Source organism: Nocardia sp. NPDC057272, assembly GCF_042668615.1.
In the GTDB taxonomy this organism is placed as follows: Bacteria; Actinomycetota; Actinomycetes; order Mycobacteriales; family Mycobacteriaceae; genus Nocardia.
On record NZ_JBHUYK010000036.1, the window covers coordinates 30,887 to 48,570 of the forward strand.

Consider the following 17,684-nt stretch of genomic DNA (forward strand, 5'->3'; position numbering starts at 1 on the left):
CACCGCCGATCAGCGGTGGGCACGCCGGTAGGCGCGGGTACCGAGGGCGACGGCCACCAGGCCGAGGAAGATCGCGATCGCCGCGCCGACGATGCCGTTTCCGGTGCCGGGGCCGCCGTCCGCGGTCGCGAATCCGATCACTCCCACGATCGCCGCGACCGCGCCTGCCCCGATCGCGAGAAACGATCGGGCGGGATTTCCGGCGCGCGACACTGCCCAACCACCCACGAGCACGGCGGCCAGACCGAGGAACGCGGCCGATGTCGCGACGAGGCGGTCTGTCGTCATGCCGTAGGAGTCGGCGAGTGTGGTGGTCGCCGCGGTGGCGGGTGCGGCGCAGATGAGGGTGAACGCTGTGGTGACAGCGGCTGTGGTGAGTGGGCGGATGGACATTGGAGTACTCCTCGTCGTGCGTTCTGTAGGGGACGGACCTATCGTCGGCGACGTACGGGTGTTCGGTCATCGTGCGGCGGTGGACAATTCGAGGTGACGCGGCCGCGGTATCGACTACCGCCGAGGCGTCAGGAGCTGCGCGGATACCGCAGCCGTAGTAGTCGGTGGATCATCCGTGCGCGGGATTCGCCCGGGACCCGAGCGGGCTAGGGTTGGCGCATGGGCAGAACCGTCGACGGGGTGATCGCCGTCGGCGTGGCCGCGGTGCTGCTGGTCACCGGGCTGAGCCGCGAGCACTCCACCGATCTCGACTGGCTCGGCTACGCGTTGCTGGTCGCGGGCGGGCTGGCACTCGCCGCGCAACGCCGGGCACCGGTGGCGGTGCTGGTCGTGACCGGCGTGTGCGCACTGGGTTACCAGGCACTCGGTTTCGACGTGCCGGCAGTCGCCTTCCTGTTCGCGGTGTATTTCACGGTCCGTGCGGGCCATCGGATGGTCGCCGTGCTGACGTCGGTGGCGGTGCTCGCCGCGCTACCGCTCGCGGCGCTGGTCTCGCTGCACGACACGACCCAGGCGCTCGCCCGCGCCCGCGACGCGCTCGAGATCGCCTGGCTCATCGCGGCGGGCGCCGCGGGTGAAGCGCTGCGCCAAGCCGAGCGGCGAGCCGACGAGGCCGAACGCACCAGGGAGGAAACCGCGCGACGGCGGGCCGACGAGGAGCGCCTGCACATCGCGCGCGAGCTGCACGATTCGCTCACCCACCAGATCTCGGTGATCAAGGTGCAGTCCGAAGCCGCCGTCCATGTGGCCCGCAAGCGGGGCGAAGAGGTCCCGGCGGCACTGCTGGCCATCCGCGAAGCCGGTCGCGAGGCGGCCCGCGAATTGCGCGCGACCCTGGAAGCGCTGCGCGACGACGACACTTCCCCGCGCCCCGGCCTTGCCCACGTCCCCGATCTGGTGGAGCGCGTGCGCGCCAACGGCTTGGACACCACTCTCACGATCGAGGGCGCGCACCAGAATGTGCCGGTCGCGGTCGACCGAACCGTCTACCGGATCGTGCAGGAGTCACTCACCAACATCACCCGCCACGCCGCCGCCGCGACCGCCACCGTCCACATCGACTACCGCACGGACGCTCTCGTCGTCGAGGTCGAGGACGACGGCACCGCGAACCCTTCGACCGCACCGGTCCCGGGCGTCGGGCTACTCGGTATGCGCGAACGCGTCACCGCGCTCGGCGGCCACCTCCATGCCGCGCCACGCAGCAACGGCGGCTTCGCCGTGCACGCCGCATTACCGGTGGACAGAACATGATTCGCGTCCTACTCGTCGACGACCAGCCTCTCATCCGCAGCGGTTTTCGCGCGCTGCTCGAGATCGAGGACGACATCGAGGTGGTCGCCGAAGCCGCCGACGGCCGCGACGGCGTCGAGCTGGCCCGGACCCATCTGCCCGACATCGCGCTCATCGACATCCAGATGCCGGTGGTCGACGGCATCGAAGCCACTCGCCGCATCGCCGCCGATCCGGCGCTGTCGGGCGTTCACGTCGTCATCCTGACCAATTACGGCCTCGACGAATACGTCTTCGACGCCTTGCGAGCGGGCGCCGCGGGCTTTCTCGTCAAAGACATCGAACCGGAGGACTTCCTGCACGCCATCCGCGTGGCCGCCCGTGGCGATGCTCTGCTCGCACCCTCGATCACCCGCAGGCTGATCCACCGCTACGTCACCCAGCCGCGCACACCGACCCCGGGCGCGGGCCTGGACGAACTGACCACCCGCGAACGCGAGGCCGTGGTTCTCGTCGCGCAGGGTCTGTCCAACGACGAGATCGCCGTCCACATGGTGATCAGCCCGCATACCGCGAAAACCCACATCAACCGGGCGATGACCAAACTCCACGCCCGCGACCGAGCCCAATTGGTCGTGCTCGCCTACGAATCCGGCGTGGTGATCCCTCGAACCCGGTGAGTCTCAGTCGCGAAGATCGATGACGGACTCCGGGCAGGCCACTGCTGCCCACTCGAAGTAGGCGACGAGCACCTCCCCTCCGTTGTGATCGCGCTGCGCGCAACCCGTGAATCCGGCATCGCCCTGCGCGATCGTGGAAGCATGACTTCCATCGCCGCGCCATCGACCACCGATTCCGAGCTGGACGCCATCTTCGCCCCGATCTTCGACCGGATCGCCGCGGGCGCGGTCGAACGGGAGGTCGATCGGCGGCTGCCGTTCGACGAGGTGGGCTGGTTGAAGGAGGCCAAGTTCGGGGCGTTGCGGGTGCCGGTCGAGTTCGGCGGGTACGGCGTAAGTGTGCGACAGCTGTTCCGGTTGCTCATCGACCTGGCGGCGGCCGAGTCGAATCTGCCGCAGGCACTGCGGGTGCACTGGTCGTTCGTCGAGGATCAGCTCCTGGCGGAGGCGGGACCGGCGCGGGAGCGATGGTTGCGGGCGGTCGCGGCGGGCACGCTGGTCGGCAATGCGATCACCGAACCGGGGGTCGGTGCGGTGGACCGGTATCGCACTCGGCTGACCCGCGACGGTGACCGGCTGCTGCTCAACGGCGTGAAGTACTACAGCACCGGATCGCTGTTCGCCGATCACATCCTCGTCGCGGCCGACAGCGACGGTGAGCGGCTCGGCGTGCTGGTCGACTCGGACGCCGACGGTGTTGTGCAACACGACGACTGGGACGGTTTCGGGCAGCGTCTCACCGCGAGCGGCACCACCGAGTTCACCGATGTCGTGGTGGCCGAGGACCGCGTCCTCGGACCCGGTTACGGTGTCGCGGGCCCCACCTACGGCACCGCCTACCTGCAACTGGTGCAGCTGGCGGTGCTCGCGGGGATCGCCGCGCGCGCTGAACGTGATGCCAGGGAATGGGTGAGCGCGCGCACCCGCACCTACACCCACGCCGCCGCCGATCTGCCGCGCGAAGACCCCCTCGTCCAGCAGGTGATCGGCAAGCTGTCGGCGGCGGCGTTCACCGCGCGTGCGGCAGTGCTCGCCGTGGCGGATGTGCTCGACGGGGTACTCGACGCCGGGGCGAAGGACGAGCAGGCTCTCGTGGCAGCCGAATTGGCCGCCGCCCAGGCACAACTCGGGGTGATCGACATCGTGCTCGACGCCACCACAAGACTGTTCGAACTCGGCGGAGCCTCGATCGTGTCCGAACAGCTGCGCCTGGATCGGCATTGGCGCAACGCCCGCACCATCTCCGTGCACAATCCCGCGATCTTCAAAGCTCGCGCCGTCGGCGACTATCTGCTCAACGGCACCGACCTGCCCTTCGGGTGGAGCGCGGGCGAGCGGAACACCGGCACACCAGCTTCCACGAATGCGAGCACCGTGCACCCCGAGGCGGCGACGCGATGAGCAGGCCGATCCGGTTCAACGCCTTCGACATGAACTGCGTCGCCCACCAATCACCGGGGCTGTGGCGTCATCCCGACGACCAGTCGCACCGCTACACCGATATCGGCTACTGGACCGAGCTGGCGAAACTCCTCGAACGCGGGCGGTTCGACGGGATCTTCATCGCCGACGTCCTCGGCACCTACGACGTGTACGGCGGCAACGACATCGCCGCGCTGCGCCAGGGCGCGCAGACGCCGGTCGCCGATCCGCTGCTGCTGGTGTCGGCGATGGCGGCGGTGACCGAGCACCTCGGTTTCGGGATCACGACCGGCACCGGTTTCGAACATCCGTTTCCGTTCGCGCGCCGCCTGTCCACCCTCGACCACCTCACGAACGGGCGGCTCGGCTGGAACGTGGTGACCGGCTATCTGCCCTCCGCGGCAAGGAATTTCGGTGCGGCCGATCAACTCGACCACGACGAACGGTACAACCAGGCCGACGAATACCTCGAGGTGCTCTACAAGCTCTGGGAGGGTTCGTGGGAGGACGACGCGGTGGTGCGCGATACCGAACGCGGCATCTACACCGATCCGTCGAAGGTGCACCACATCGGCCACTACGGCAAGCACTACACCGTGCCGGGGATCCACGTCTGCGAACCGTCGCCGCAGCGGACGCCGGTGATCTATCAGGCGGGCGCTTCCCCGCGCGGTGTGCGGTTCGCGGCCGAGAATGCCGAGGCGATCTTCATCGCCGGCCCCTCGAAACGAATCCTGGCGCAGACAGTGTCGCGTGTTCGTGACGCGCTCGAGGCCGCGGGCCGTGACCGGTACGCGGCCAGGATCTACGCGCTGGCCACCATCATCACCGACGAGACCGACACCGCCGCACGGGCCAAACGCGACGAATACCTGTCCTACGCGAGCATCGAAGGCGGACTGGTGTTCATGTCCGGCTGGATGGGAATCGATTTGTCGCAGTACGACCTCGACGACCCGATCGGCGATGTGCAGAGCAACGCCATCCAGTCGGCGGTCGCGGCGTTCCAGGAATTCGACGACGACGGCCGTGAATGGACGGTGCGCGATATCGGCCGCTGGGCGGGTATCGGTGGCATGGGCCCGGTGTTCACCGGATCCGGCGAAACAGTCGCCGATCTGTTGCAGGAGTGGGTCGCCGACACCGACCTGGACGGATTCAATCTCGCCTACGCGATCACGCCGGGGACGTTCGAAGACATAGTGCGCCACGTTGTTCCCGTCTTGACCGAGCGCGGCGTCTACCGGACCGACTACGAGCCGGGCACGTTGCGCAACGCGCTGTTCGGTGCCGGTGATCGGCTCCCGCCGGAGCATCGCGGCGCCGGGTATCGCGTCGGCGGTCCGCGATCCACCGTGTTGTCACCCGAGCAGTCGCGTCCCGAACCGGTGGAGGCACTCGCCCGTCCATAGCGTGACGTCAGTCGTCGATCAGCGTCAGGACGCACTCGCCCTGGCGCGATCGGCGTGCGCTCATGTCCATATCCGTTGGAGTGCACAGTATTCGGATCGATTCCCGCTGATCGCAACACTCATCATCGGGCGAAGGTGAGCGCACCATTCCGGTATGACATCGCAGACACCCGTTTCCCGTTCCCCTCGTTCGGCCGCGGTAATCGGCGCCGGCCAAACCGGCGTCACTGCGGCGCTAGGTCTACTCGACGCCGGTTTCACCGTGACCCTCTACAGCGACCGAGATCAACGCTCACTCCGTGACGACGTCCCCGCCACCGGCACCGCCCTCGAATTCGGCGAGACCCAGCAGGCCGAGGCGGCGCTCGGGCTCGACAGTTACACCGGGCGCGCGCCCCGCCACACCGGGCTCAGCGTGCGCATCGCCGGACCCGAGAATGCCGAACTGATCGCCTTCGACGGCACCTTCGACGGTTATGTCGGCGTCGCCGTCGACACCCGGCTCAAGGCCGATGAGCGCCTCACGGCCTTCCTCGAACGCGGCGGGGATTTCGTCGTCGGACCGGTCACCCCCGAATCCCTCGACGCCATCGCCGCCGCCAACGACCTCACCCTGGTCGCGACCGGCCGCGGCGGGCTGGCCGACCTGTTCCCGATCGACGAGGAACGCACTGTCTACGACAAGCCGCAGCGCTCGCTGCTCACGGTCACCGTCACCGGCCTCGACTTCGACCCCGGGGTCTTCGCGCACCGTAGCCCCGCGGGCGGCGCGCACAGCCTGTTCTCCATTCTCGCCGAGCAGGGCGAGGCGTGGTGGGGTCCGTACCTGCACAAGGACGCGGGCCCGAGCTGGGCGTTCCTGGGTTGGGCCCGACCGGGCAGCGACTGGGAAACCCGTTTCGCCGCAGCCGATTCCGCCGAATCGGCGTTGCAGATCGTGAAGGACCTCTACCGCGACTACATCGACTGGGATCTGCCGGAAGTGCAGGCCACCCAGGTGATTCCCGAGGACCCGCACTCCTGGCTCAAGGGCGCGGTCCGGCCGGTCGTGCGGGTCGGGGTGGGACGCACCGCGGGCGGTCATCCGGTCGCCGCTCTCGGTGACACCGCGGTCGCCTACGACCCGGTCGCGGGCCAAGGCGCGCAGAGCGGGCTGATCCAGGCGCAGCGCCTGGTCGCAGCCGCCGCCATACACGACGGACCGTTCGACGAACAGTGGATCACCGACCAGTACGCCGCGTTCCTCGCCGCCCGCAGCGACGCCGCCGCCAAGGTGACCCGCCTGTTCCTCAGCGACCCCGAATTCGGCGACATCGGCGGCCAGTTCTTCGCCACCGCCGCCGTGAACCCGAAGTTCGCTTCGGCGTTGGTCGGCCTGCTGCACCGTCCGCAGCCGTTCCTGCCGATCGATTCCCCCGCCGACGCCGCCGCCTACATCACCGAGGTCACCGGCACGGACGCGGCCGAATTGCTGGCGAAGTTCGCCCCCGCGGGCCGCTTCGAACGCTCGACGTTCGCCCCGGCCGTCGTCGGGTAAGCGTGCGATCCGGGCGGCCGCGGGCATCTCCGCCTGCGGCCGCCCGCTCTTTCCCGCGCGGGTTACACCGAAGCCCCGGGGCCGGTGATCTCCCAGGCCGCCTCGATCATCCGGAAGATCTCGTCTACCGCGGCTTCCGGATCGGCGGCCTCCCGGCCCAGCGCATAGGCGTCGATCACGAACCTCGCGATCGCCGCGCTCTCCGTCGCGGTCCGCGCCAGCGCGGGATCGGCAGCGATGGCCGCTGCCAGCGCCTGCGCATGGCGCACCCGCATCGACTCCCCGTACCTGCGCAACGCGGGGGATTCGTCGATCATGCGCCAGATCGGGGCGGCGCTGTCCGCCGAGCAATGTCGCACCATCGAATGGATTTCGCGCCGCAGCGCGGGGATGAGCGGTTCGTGGGCCGCACGGTCGGTGACCGCCCGTACGAGTCCCTGTTCGAAGTCTTCATCCCGCTCGAACACCAGGGCCTCTTTGGCGGCGAAGTGGGCGAACAGTGTCGTGACGGCCACGTCGGCCTCAGCGGCGACGTCGCGGATGCCCACCTCGTCGTACCCGCGTTCCAGGAAGAGCCGCAGGGCGGTATCGGCGATCTTCTGGCGGGTCGCGGCCTTTTTGCGCTCACGACGTCCGGTAGGCACGGTCATGCCAGGAGGCTACCAGTTAGCAATCTGTATCAGTTATGAACTCATACTCGTTTCAAAACACTAACCGTTAGTGTTATGTTCGAGGCATGAAAAAAGTGAGCTTCGCCGAGTTCGGCGGTCCGGACGTCCTGCAACTCATCGATGCCGAGGAGCCCCATGCGGGCCCCGGCCGGATTCGCATCGCGGTGCGCGCGGCGGGCGTCAACCCGGTGGACTGGCGGCTGCGCGAAGGCCAGGTGCTCGGGGCTCATCCGATCGCCTTGCCCGCCGGTGTCGGGCTGGACGCGGCCGGGGTGGTGGACGAGGTCGGCGCGGGCGTCGACGGAGTCGAGGTCGGCGACCCGGTGTTCGGCGAAGGCTCGAGCACCTACGCCGAGTTCGCCGTGCTGACGGCCTGGGCCCGCATGCCGGAAAGCCTGACGTTCGAGGAAGCCGCCGGGTATCCGTCCGTGGTGGAGACCGCGCTGCGCGTCATCGGCGAGGTCGGTGTGCGGGCCGGGCAGACGCTGCTGGTCAGCGGCGCGTCCGGGGGTGTCGGATCGGCGGTGCTGCAGATCGCGCGCGAGCGTGGCATCACGGTGATCGGCACCGCGGGGGCTGCGAACCAGGACTATCTCCGGAGCCTCGGCGCCCTCCCCACGACGTACGGCGAGGGGTGGGTCGAACGGGTGCGCCGGTTCGGGCCGGTCGACGCGGCCCTCGATCTGGCGGGCTCGGGGGTGATCGGCGAGCTGGTCGAGCTGACCGGGGATCCACAGCGGGTGCTCACCATCGCCGATCTCGGTGCGCCGGCGCTCGGGGTCCGATTCTCCGGCGTGGCCGGGAGCGTGCCGGACGCGCTCGCCGAGGCCGCCGCCCTCATCTCACAGGGCACACTGCGTATCCCGGTCGAGAAGTCGTACTCGCTGGCCGACGCCGCCGCGGCGCACATCGACAGCCAGGCCGGTCACTCACGCGGACGCCGGGTCATCGTCATCTGAGTTGTTCACGCGCGATCGCACCGAGGCCGCGGTGGCCCACACCCAGGGGTGGACAGCGGCCACCCCCGGGTTCGCTGGGTGATACCTGCGGGCACTATCCGGACCGGCACAGAGAGCGGATAGTCATAGTCATCCCCTATGACTTTCTCCCCTGTGAAGGAAAGGCCACATGCAGCCCAGCTACGTGCACCACGTCAGGCAGCAGGTTCGCGTCTACGGCGAGACCCGCTCCTACATCTACCTGCGTGAGGCGGGGCGCGAGCTCGTCGAGGAGGTCGTCACCTACCGCGATCTCGATCGCGATGCCAGGGCGCTCGCCGCGTGGCTGGCCGATCGCCCGGAATCGACGGAACCCGTCGTTCTGCTCTACCACGACGGTATGGCTTTCCTGCGGGCCTTCCTCGGCTGCCTCTACGCCGGCGTCATCGCGGTGCCCGCGCCCCTGCCGCACGACGAGCGCAGCACCCGGCGCGTAGCGGGCATCATCGCCGACTCCGGCGCCCGCCTGGTTCTCACCACCGCCAACTTCCAGCCGATGGTCGCCGCGGCCACCACCGCGGCCGTGGTGGCCACCGACGAACAGCTCGGCGACCCCGAGGCGTGGCGCCTGCCCGACATCGACACCGGGACCATCGCGTTCCTGCAGTACACGTCCGGCTCGACCGGCACACCCAAGGGTGTCGTCGTCACCCACGGCAACCTCCTGCACAACGAAGCCGCGATCTCCGCCGCGATCGGGAGTGACGACACCTCGACCGGCGTCACCTGGATCCCGCAATTTCACGACATGGGCCTGATCGGCTCGCTGCTCGCCTCGATCTACGTCGGCGCGAATCTGGTGTTCATGTCGCCCACCACCTTCCTCAAGCGTCCCGTGCGCTGGCTGCAGGCGATCGACAAGTACCGCGCCACCTGCACCGCCGCCCCGAACTTCGCCTATGAACTGATCGCCAAGCGCGTCACCGACGAACAATTGGCCACCCTCGACCTGTCCTCCCTCGAGGTGGCGTTGTGCGGCGCCGAGCCGGTCCGCGAACGCACCATCACCGCGATGCGCGAACGGTTCGCACCCGCGGGGTGGCGACCGACCGCACTGCTGCCCGCCTACGGCCTGGCCGAGGCGACGCTGCTCGTCACCTCCGGGCCGGTCGATGCACAGCCCGTCGTCACCGAAGGGCCCGACAGCATGCTGGTCGGTTGCGGACAACCGGCGCGCGGTCTCACCGTCCGCATCGTCGACCCGCACACCGGGCAGCAGGTCACCGACGACACCGTCGGCGAGATCTGGGTTCGCGGCGACAGCGTGGCAGCCGGCTATTGGAATCGGCCCGAGGAGACCCGGCACACCTTCGACGCGCATCTCGGCGACGAAGGGCCCTTCCTGCGCACCGGCGACCTCGGAATGCTGCGCGACGGCGAACTGTTCGTCACCGGGCGGCTCAAGGACCTGCTGATCATCAACGGCCGAAACCTCTACCCGCAGGATGTCGAGGAACTGGTGGAGGCGTTGCATCCCGCGCTCACCACCGGCGTGGCCGTCTCCGTCGAAGCAGGCGCCCGGGAACGGCTCGTCGTCGTGCAGGGCATCAAGACAGCGCTGCTGCGCGGTACCACCCTCGCCGAGCTGACCTCGACGATCAAGGTCGCGGTCGCCCGCGGTTTCGATGTCCCCGCACCGAGCGTCGTCCTCGTCGAGAGCCGCTCCGTGCACCGCACCACCAGCGGCAAAGTCCAACGGGCCTCGATGCGCGAGGCCTTCGTCGACAACAGCATCTCGACCGTCCTGCACGAAGACCTCGAACCGGCCCTGAGCCGATCCTCGACCGCCACCCACTGAGGAGCCGAAACATGTTCGCCACCATCACCACTCACGCCACGACGACCCAGGACTGGCTCGTCGAGCGCGTCGCCGACTACACCGAACGCGCACCGCACCAGGTGGACCCGACGATCCCGCTCGCCGAACTCGGCATGGACTCGGTGTCGGCAGTGGCCCTGTGCGGCGAGATCGAAGACCGGTGGATGCTCGACATCGACCCGACCCTGGTCTTCGAATACCCCACCATCGCGGCCATCGCCACCTACCTCACCGCCGAAATCGCCGTCGCGGCATGACCGATATCGCTGTCGTCGGCCTCGACTGCCGCTTCCCGCACGCCGCCGACCCGGCGCGGTTGTGGCAGTTGCTGATCGAGGGCCGCGACGCGATCTCCGAAGTCCCGTCGAGCCGCTGGAACGCCGACGACTTCCACGACCCGGCGGGCGCGCCCGGCACCATCAACACCCGCAGCGGCGGATTCATCGACGACGCCGACGCGTTCGACGCCGAATTCTTCGGCATCACCGCACACGAGGCCGAGTCGATGGACCCGCAACAACGACTGCTGTTGCAGGCCACCTGGCGAGCCTTCGAGGACGCCACCCTCGACCCCCGGGAGCAGGCGTGCTCACGGACCGGGGTCTATGTCGGCGTGATGGCCAACGAGTGGGCCAACCTGCAGATGAGCGACTACGCCGCGATCACGCCGCAGCACGGATCCGGCAACGGCTACTTCATGACCGCGAATCGGCTGTCCTACCAGTTCGACCTCGAAGGGCCGAGCATCGCGGTCGACACGGCGTGCTCGTCGTCGCTGGTCGCGGTCCATCTCGCGTGCAATGCCCTGGCGGCGGGCGATTGCGACCAAGCCGTCGCGGGGGGCGTCAATCTCGTGCTGACTCCGGCCGTCGGCGTGTTCTACACCCAGGCGGGTCTGTCGGCGCCGGACGCGCGGTGTAAACCGTTCAGCGGCAACGCCGACGGGATCGTGCGCGGTGAAGGCGTGGCGGTGCTCGTCCTGCGCCGCCTGGCGGATGCCGAGGCCGCGGGGCTGCCGATCTACGCGGTGATCAAAGGCAGCGCGGTCAACTCCGACGGGCGCAGCAACGGCATCACCGCGCCGAACCGATGGGCGCAACAGAAGGTGATCGGCGAGGCCTACCGGCGAGCGGGCGTACGGCCCGACGACATCGACTTCATCGAGGCACACGGCACCGGAACGGTTCTCGGCGACATGATCGAGGTCAAGGCGCTCGGCAAGCTGCACGGCAGCGATCGGGCGCGGCCCTGCGGGATCGGGTCGATCAAGGGCAACCTCGGCCACACCGAGGGCGCCGCGGGCGTGGCCGGACTCATCAAAGCCGTCCTCAGCCTGCACCACGGTGTGGTCCCGCCGTCGAGGTTCGCCGACCAGGAGAATCCTCGCCTGCAGATGGCGCGGCACGGCCTGCGCCTGCTCGACGATCCGATGCCGCTCGACGGACGCGCGCACGGTGGGGTGAGCAGCTTCGGGCTCGGCGGGACGAATGTGCACATGGTGCTGGCGAGCGCCACCACCGCATCGCCCGTGGCATCCGCACCCTCCGAGACGCCCACGGCATCCGGAGCGAAGGTGATCACCCTGTCGTCGGACAGCGAGGATGGACTGCGACGCAACGCGATCCGAATGTCGGAGGCGTTGGCATCGGTGACCGACGACCACTTCGCCCAGTTCTGCTGGACGAGCAATCAGGTCAAGTCGTCGGGTCGGCACCGGCTCGCCGTCGTCGCCCGCCACCGCGACGAGGCGATCGCGCAGTTGCGCCCCGATGACGGCACAGGCGAAGACGGGAGCCGGCGCCACGGTCTCGCGCAGCCGGTGCGCGCCGGCTGGATGTTCACCGGCCAGGGCTCGCAATTCCCCGGGATGGGGCGGACGCTGCACGAGACGAGCCCGGGGTTCCGGCGAGCACTCGAACTCGTCGACACCGCCATGGCCCCCCACCTCCGCCGATCGATCCGAGACCTGCTGCTCGACGAAGACGCAGACCTCGATCCCACCGCCCTCGCGCAACCGGCGATCTTCGCCATGGAATACGCCATCGCCAAGACGCTGGCCGACCTCGGCATCCGACCGGCCTGGCTGATCGGGCACAGCATCGGCGAATTCGCGGCCGCGGCGGTGGCGGGTGTCTTCGATCTCGACGACGCCTGCAAGCTGGTCACCGCCCGGGGACGGCTGATGCAACGACTGCCGACCGGTGGCGCGATGCTGGCCGTACGCGCCGCCACCGAGCGGATCGCCGACCTGCTCACCGGCGAACCCGCCGTTGTGGTCGCCGCCGTCAACGGTCCGGAGGATCTCGTCCTCTCCGGCGACGCCGAGGCGCTGCACCGTATCGCCGCGGCGCTGCGCACCCGGTCGGTGGTCGCGAAGCCACTCACCGTGTCGCACGCGTTCCACAGCCCGCTGATGGCGCCGATGCTCGCCGAGTTCGACACCATCGCCAGTACCTGCTCCTACCGCGCCGCCGCCCTGCCGATCTACTCGACCGTGCACGGCAGGCTTCTCGATCCCGAGGAGGTGATGGACGCCGAATACTGGACCGAACACGTCCGCGCCACAGTCCGTTTCGGCGACGCCGTCCACGCCGCGCTCGGCACCGACCCGACGCACCTCGTCGAGGTCGGCCCCCGGCGCGTACTCGCCGCGGCGGTGCGCAGGATCGATCCCGGGCTCGGCGCGCGCTGCCTGTCCCCGAGTCCCGGCCCCGGCGCGACCGGCGACGACCTCGCTGCCACCGTCGCCGCGCTCTACCGCGACGGTCTCGACCCCGTGTGGAACGAACTCTACGAACCCGCGCAGCGCGTCCGTCACCGTCTGCCGGTGTACGAGTTCTCCGGCGCGCACCGGTTCTGGGTGGAACCACCCACAGTCGGCGAAGCCGGCGCATCGGCACCCGCACCCCACTCCGCACCTACCGAGGAAACGACGATGGACTCACTGATCGCGCTCTTCCGTGAACAGAACGCGGTACTGGCAGGCCTGCTGGCGGCGCCCGGCCGGGCACCCGGCACACCCCTCGACACCGGCTCCGGCTCCGTGCGCCACGATCACGCCCCGGACGCCGCCGCGATCGTCCGCGCGGAAGTGGCCAGGGTGAGCGGATTTCCCGCCGACCGGCTGGAGGACAGCCGAACACTCGGCGACAGCCTGGGCTTCGACTCGCTCATGCTCACCGACCTGTTCACCGGTCTGGTCCGCAAGATCCCCGGCACGACCGTCGACCCGGCCCTGGTCACGGGAACAACGACGCTCGGCGATGTCATCGCCCACTTCACCGGTCGACGCTCCGATCCGCCCGCCGCACCGAACACGTCGGTCGAGACATCCGAAACCCCCTCCACCGCAGCCGAAGCCAGGCAGGCAGGCATCGCCCCCGAATACCGGATCTCCGACTTCGCCGAGGTGCGGGCCATCACCGACCGGCTCGCGGGCGGCGAAGCACTGGGCCTGGCCAACCCTTACTTCCTGATCAACGACGGCGTCACCCGAGACACCTCGTTCATCGGCGGCACGGAGGTGGTCAACTTCTCCAGCTACAACTACCTGGGGATGTCGGGTCACCCCGCCGTCGTCGCCGCCGTGCAAGACGCCGTGGCCCGCTACGGCAGTTCGGTCTCGGCCAGCCGCCTGCTCTCCGGCGAGAAGCCGATCCATCGTGAACTCGAGGCCGAACTGGCCGCCCTGCTCGGTACCGAGGACGCGATCGCGCTGGTGGGCGGTCACTCGACGAACGTGACGATCATCGGCCATCTGGTCGGCCCCGAGGATCTGGTGATCCACGACAGCCTGGCGCACGACTCCATCCTGCAGGGCTGCCGGTTGTCCGGTGCGACCCGCAGACCGTTCCCGCACAACGACCACGCCGCTCTCGACGCGTTGCTGACCGAGATCCGGCACCAGTACCGCCGGGTCCTGATCCTCATCGAAGGTGTGTACAGCCAGGACGGTGACATTCCCGATCTGCCCGCGATCATCGAGATCAAGAAGAAGCACCAGGCCCTGCTGATGATCGACGAGGCGCACAGCGTCGGCGTGCTCGGCGGGAACGGCGGTGGCATCGGCGAATACTTCGATGTCGACCGCCGTGATGTCGAGCTGTGGTCCGGCACGATGTCGAAGGCGCTCGCGGGCTGCGGTGGCTATGTAGCGGGCAGCGCGGAGCTGGTCCAATTCCTGAAATACACCACCCCGGGCTTCGTCTACAGCGTCGGCATGACACCGATGAACGCGGCCGCGTCCTTGGCCGCGATGCGGCTGTTGCGGGCCGACCACACGCCGCTCGACCGCCTTCGGCACAATGCGGAACTGTTCCTCCGTCTTGCCCGCGAGGCGGGCATCAACACCGGCGACAGCCACGACACTCCGATCATCCCGTGCATCGTCGGCGACTCGATGAAGACGCTGAAACTGTCCACCGCGCTGCTGCATCGCGCGATCAACGTCAACCCGATCATCTATCCGGCCGTGCCGGAAGACCTGGCCCGGCTCCGCTTCTTCGTCACCTCCTGCCACACCGAAGACCAGATCCGCGACACCGTCGCCGCCCTCGCCGAAGAACTCGCCCGGATTTCCGCCGACGACCTCGTCGACCACTAGCCCCGGCGGTCAGCTGGTCCAGTCGACTCGATCGGCCATGGCGAGGAGTTTGTCGCGGCGGTGCGGGCTGGTCTCGCCGATCCACGAGATCAGGCCGTAGACGTGGGCGCGGAAGTCGTTGTGCTCGTCGATGTTCTGCGTGGAAGCACCGGTGCGCGCGCAGTTGTGCAGCAGGGCACGGACGGCGTCGTAGCGGTCGCGGGGTGCGGCCGGGGAATCGTTGACGACCAGGCCCGCCAGCACCTGTCGCTGGTGGGCGCGGCGGACCAGCGTCTTGCCGGTGTGCACGGCGAAGCCCTCGTCTCGGGCTATTTCGGTGACCGTCCAGATCAGCCGGCCGGTGTCGAGGCCGGCGGTGCCCGAGAAGGCGAGGTCGTCGGCATAGCGGGTGTAGGTCAGACCGTGCCGGAGAGCGTAGCCCGTCAGGCGGCGGTCGAGACCGTGAGCGACGAGGTTGGCCAGTCGTGGCGAGGTCGGAGCGCCCTGCGGTAGATGGCGGGTAGCGAGCAAGGTGCGCTGGGAGTAGTCGAGTCCACGCAGTTGCGCGACCGGTGTGGCGGTGGTGCACAGTTCGGCGAGAACGCGGGCTACCGCCGGGGAATAACCGCAGGCCGTGAACACCGCGCGCACCCGCGCCACCGTGATCGTCGGGAAGAAGTCGCGAAGATCCTGTCTGATCACGAGCGTGGAGCCGGCATGCGGAGAGGCGAAAGTTGCCGCGCTGCAAACCTTCTCGAATCCGTGACACGCCGGATGAGCGGGGACGCCCGCGAGAATCCGACGCAGGATCCGGCGCTGGATCTCGCGCAGTCGCACCTTCGGCGCCTCGACGACCCGCACCCCCGTCGCTTTGGGCAATCGCTGATATCGGTAGTGCGACAACGGTTGTGACCACGCGCGGCGCAACCAGCCGCCCCGATCGGCGAACCATTCGAGCTCGGTCGGGGTCACGTTCAGCAGCAGCGCCAGTGCGGCGAGGTCCGGGATCTCGACCGCGCCGAATCGCGTCGGCACGACCGCCGGATCAAGCGCGACCACGGTCGTCGGCAGCTTCGGCAGGTCGACCAGTACCCGGCGCAGCGTGTTCACCGGATCGACCGGTTCCACCGGCATGAGCTCGATCACGCGCCCCGCGATGTCCTGTGCTCGATCGGGCTCGACAACGTCGGCGAAGGCCTCGGCCAGTGTCGACAGCCCCCAGCCGTCGTCGAGCAGCCCGAACGAGCGCGCCAGCCGCGCGGCCAGCTCGAGCCCGATCGCCCGGCTCATCGGGATGCGGCGGTGACGGGGCGACCAGAATCCTTCGTCCGCGGTGCTGCGAGGCACGCGAAGCGTGCGCCCGAGCTCTGGACGCTGAGCTCAACTGACAAAACATGCCCAGGGGTTACCCCTGAGGTGGGTCCATCCGACCCGCTCTCGCCCCGCCACCGACGCACCGGGCCACTGTAGCGAGGGAGTCACTCTTTTCGGGCGAGCCGAGCCCGATGATCGACCGGCCCGGCTCGACGACCAGGCGGCAGAGCTATGACCCGGAGCGAGCCCAGCGCGCCGTCTGCCACAGTCGTGCCCAGTCGAAGGCCGCGGCGGCGGGACGAACTCCCGGTCGGGTTCTGGGTACTCGCACGCGCAGAGCCGCCGGTTGGATGGTGCACCGGACCGGGGTGTCGAGGAGCATGGATTCGCCGTCGATGCCCGCCGGGATCTCGGGGGTGTCGGCGTCGACGATCAACTCGATCGCCGTTTCCTGCGACAGGCCGCGAAGCCGGGTGCGGCGCAGCAGCCCGACCGCTTCCCTCGTGCTGGTGACAGACAGGGTGACCGCGCCGAGGACACCGCGATCGAGGCGGACGCGGCGGCTCAGGCCCGCGAGATCATTGCTGCCGTAGGGATTGTTGCTCACCAGGATCGCCTGTGGCCCGTCCACCACGAGTTCCCCGATCCGGGCGACCAGTCTCGGGCCCCGGTGTCCGTTGAGCAGATCGGGAAGCAGCGCCAGCACCGTCGCGGTCTTGTCGTCGCGGTATGCCGGACTGCGCACGATCTCGGCGTAGACCCCGAACGAGGCGTTGTTGACGAAGGGCCGTCCGTTGACGGTGCCGAGATCGACGCGCAACTCCACCCCGTCGCGCAGTGCGTCGAGCGAGCGGGTGGGGTCGGCGCGATCGAGCCCGAGATCCATGGCGAAGTGATTGCGGGTGCCGGCACTGATCACCAGGAACGGCAGATCGTGTTCGACCGCCACCGCCGCGACCAGGGCCTGAGTCCCGTCACCGCCCGCGACCCCGAGCAGATCCGCACCGTCGGCGACCGCCCGCTGGGCCAGCGCGGTGACGTCGATTTCCTCGGGCCCTTCGAGTAGAGCGACCTGCGCGCCCAGTTCCTCGGCTTTGCGCACGAGGTCGAACTTCGACACCTTCCCGCCACCGGAGCGCGGATTCATGATCAGGAACGGGCGCTCCGGTGCTGGAGCGGAGTATTCGGGCATCGTCGTCTCCGCACCGCTGCCGCGCAGGGCGATGCGGGCGGCGCCGATGGTCACCAGCGCGAGCGCACCCGACACCAGGACGACCCACAGCAGATTCGCCCGCACGAACGAGACCACCACGATGACCGGTGCGAGCAGCGCCACCCCCAGTGCCATCCACCGCAGGATTCCGAACCGGGTGATGAACGTGTAGAGCGCCGCCACGGCGACCACGACACCGCCGGTGCCGACGATCAGCAACGCCACGGCGCCGAGCACTCCGGCGGCGAGCACAGGCACCGCCGCGGCCGCGGCGGCGCAGACGAACGCCAGCCGCGCCCACCAGCGGCGAGCGCGGCTACCGGTGGTGTCCGGGGAGGTCATGGAGCCGG

General features: G+C 69.0%; 13 protein-coding genes. 9 read left to right on the forward strand and 4 right to left on the reverse strand.

Annotation, left to right across the window (positions count from 1 at the left end; all coding sequences use genetic code 11):
• Positions 1-9 precede the first annotated feature (9 nt).
• Positions 10-393 (reverse strand): DUF6223 family protein, encoded by a 384-nt coding sequence (locus ACFULV_RS31495; RefSeq protein WP_378637665.1) that lies wholly within the window; start codon positions 391-393, stop codon positions 10-12.
• A 219-nt stretch (positions 394-612) separates the two neighbouring features.
• On the opposite strand from ACFULV_RS31495, the gene ACFULV_RS31500 reads away from it, so the two are divergent.
• The 5 genes from ACFULV_RS31500 to ACFULV_RS31520 all read left to right on the forward strand — a co-directional run bounded on the left by ACFULV_RS31500 (position 613) and on the right by ACFULV_RS31520 (position 6,737).
• Positions 613-1,707 carry a sensor histidine kinase gene (locus tag ACFULV_RS31500; protein ID WP_378663071.1) on the forward strand — a complete coding sequence of 365 codons (1,095 nt, stop codon included), beginning with the start codon at positions 613-615 and terminating at the stop codon, positions 1,705-1,707.
• Entirely contained in the window at positions 1,704-2,366 is a 663-nt protein-coding gene (locus ACFULV_RS31505; RefSeq protein WP_378637659.1) for a response regulator, read from the forward strand. The genes ACFULV_RS31500 and ACFULV_RS31505 overlap by 4 nt, the downstream gene beginning before the upstream one ends.
• A 141-nt stretch (positions 2,367-2,507) precedes the next feature.
• Entirely contained in the window at positions 2,508-3,767 is a 1,260-nt protein-coding gene (locus tag ACFULV_RS31510; RefSeq protein WP_378663074.1) for an acyl-CoA dehydrogenase family protein, read from the forward strand.
• Entirely contained in the window at positions 3,764-5,200 is a 1,437-nt protein-coding gene (locus ACFULV_RS31515; protein WP_378663077.1) for an LLM class flavin-dependent oxidoreductase, read from the forward strand. The genes ACFULV_RS31510 and ACFULV_RS31515 overlap by 4 nt, the downstream gene beginning before the upstream one ends.
• Positions 5,201-5,354: 154 nt before the next feature.
• Positions 5,355-6,737, forward strand: coding sequence for a styrene monooxygenase/indole monooxygenase family protein (locus tag ACFULV_RS31520; protein ID WP_378663080.1), 1,383 nt, complete (start codon positions 5,355-5,357; stop codon positions 6,735-6,737).
• Between the two features lie 62 nt (positions 6,738-6,799).
• Here the strand turns inward: ACFULV_RS31520 and ACFULV_RS31525 are convergent, their stop codons facing one another.
• Complete coding sequence (locus ACFULV_RS31525; RefSeq protein WP_378663083.1) at positions 6,800-7,387, reverse strand: TetR/AcrR family transcriptional regulator; 588 nt, start codon at positions 7,385-7,387, stop codon at positions 6,800-6,802.
• Positions 7,388-7,473: 86 nt separating this feature from the next.
• Here ACFULV_RS31525 and ACFULV_RS31530 point away from each other — a divergent pair, with 86 nt between their 5' ends.
• The 4 genes from ACFULV_RS31530 to ACFULV_RS31545 all read left to right on the forward strand — a co-directional run bounded on the left by ACFULV_RS31530 (position 7,474) and on the right by ACFULV_RS31545 (position 14,828).
• Entirely contained in the window at positions 7,474-8,367 is an 894-nt protein-coding gene (locus ACFULV_RS31530) for an NADP-dependent oxidoreductase (protein ID WP_378637647.1), read from the forward strand.
• 169 nt (positions 8,368-8,536) lie between these two features.
• Complete coding sequence (locus tag ACFULV_RS31535; protein WP_378663086.1) at positions 8,537-10,204, forward strand: fatty acyl-AMP ligase; 1,668 nt, start codon at positions 8,537-8,539, stop codon at positions 10,202-10,204.
• An 11-nt stretch (positions 10,205-10,215) separates the two neighbouring features.
• Positions 10,216-10,482, forward strand: a complete 267-nt coding sequence (locus tag ACFULV_RS31540; protein ID WP_378663089.1) for an acyl carrier protein — start codon at positions 10,216-10,218, stop codon at positions 10,480-10,482.
• Positions 10,479-14,828 (forward strand): type I polyketide synthase, encoded by a 4,350-nt coding sequence (locus ACFULV_RS31545; protein WP_378663092.1) that lies wholly within the window; start codon positions 10,479-10,481, stop codon positions 14,826-14,828. Before ACFULV_RS31540 ends, ACFULV_RS31545 begins: the two co-directional genes overlap by 4 nt.
• Before the next feature lie 9 nt (positions 14,829-14,837).
• Here ACFULV_RS31545 and ACFULV_RS31550 read toward each other — a convergent pair whose 3' ends face one another.
• Both ACFULV_RS31550 and ACFULV_RS31555 read right to left on the reverse strand, forming a co-directional pair.
• On the reverse strand, positions 14,838-16,154 hold the full coding sequence (locus ACFULV_RS31550; RefSeq protein WP_378663094.1) for a reverse transcriptase family protein: 1,317 nt from the start codon (positions 16,152-16,154) through the stop codon (positions 14,838-14,840).
• Between the two features lie 196 nt (positions 16,155-16,350).
• Entirely contained in the window at positions 16,351-17,676 is a 1,326-nt protein-coding gene (locus tag ACFULV_RS31555) for a diacylglycerol/lipid kinase family protein (RefSeq protein ID WP_378663097.1), read from the reverse strand.
• Positions 17,677-17,684: the final 8 nt, after the last annotated feature.

What these genes read in the sequence shown, in the direction of transcription:
- ACFULV_RS31495 (WP_378637665.1), bottom strand. Translation starts at nt 393, where the DNA reads ATGTCCATCCGCCCACTCACCACAGCCGCTGTCACCACAGCGTTCACC.
- ACFULV_RS31500 (WP_378663071.1), top strand. Translation starts at nt 613, where the DNA reads ATGGGCAGAACCGTCGACGGGGTGATCGCCGTCGGCGTGGCCGCGGTG.
- ACFULV_RS31505 (WP_378637659.1), top strand. Translation starts at nt 1,704, where the DNA reads ATGATTCGCGTCCTACTCGTCGACGACCAGCCTCTCATCCGCAGCGGT.
- ACFULV_RS31510 (WP_378663074.1), top strand. Translation starts at nt 2,508, where the DNA reads ATGACTTCCATCGCCGCGCCATCGACCACCGATTCCGAGCTGGACGCC.
- ACFULV_RS31515 (WP_378663077.1), top strand. Translation starts at nt 3,764, where the DNA reads ATGAGCAGGCCGATCCGGTTCAACGCCTTCGACATGAACTGCGTCGCC.
- ACFULV_RS31520 (WP_378663080.1), top strand. Translation starts at nt 5,355, where the DNA reads ATGACATCGCAGACACCCGTTTCCCGTTCCCCTCGTTCGGCCGCGGTA.
- ACFULV_RS31525 (WP_378663083.1), bottom strand. Translation starts at nt 7,387, where the DNA reads ATGACCGTGCCTACCGGACGTCGTGAGCGCAAAAAGGCCGCGACCCGC.
- ACFULV_RS31530 (WP_378637647.1), top strand. Translation starts at nt 7,474, where the DNA reads ATGAAAAAAGTGAGCTTCGCCGAGTTCGGCGGTCCGGACGTCCTGCAA.
- ACFULV_RS31535 (WP_378663086.1), top strand. Translation starts at nt 8,537, where the DNA reads ATGCAGCCCAGCTACGTGCACCACGTCAGGCAGCAGGTTCGCGTCTAC.
- ACFULV_RS31540 (WP_378663089.1), top strand. Translation starts at nt 10,216, where the DNA reads ATGTTCGCCACCATCACCACTCACGCCACGACGACCCAGGACTGGCTC.
- ACFULV_RS31545 (WP_378663092.1), top strand. Translation starts at nt 10,479, where the DNA reads ATGACCGATATCGCTGTCGTCGGCCTCGACTGCCGCTTCCCGCACGCC.
- ACFULV_RS31555 (WP_378663097.1), bottom strand. Translation starts at nt 17,676, where the DNA reads ATGACCTCCCCGGACACCACCGGTAGCCGCGCTCGCCGCTGGTGGGCG.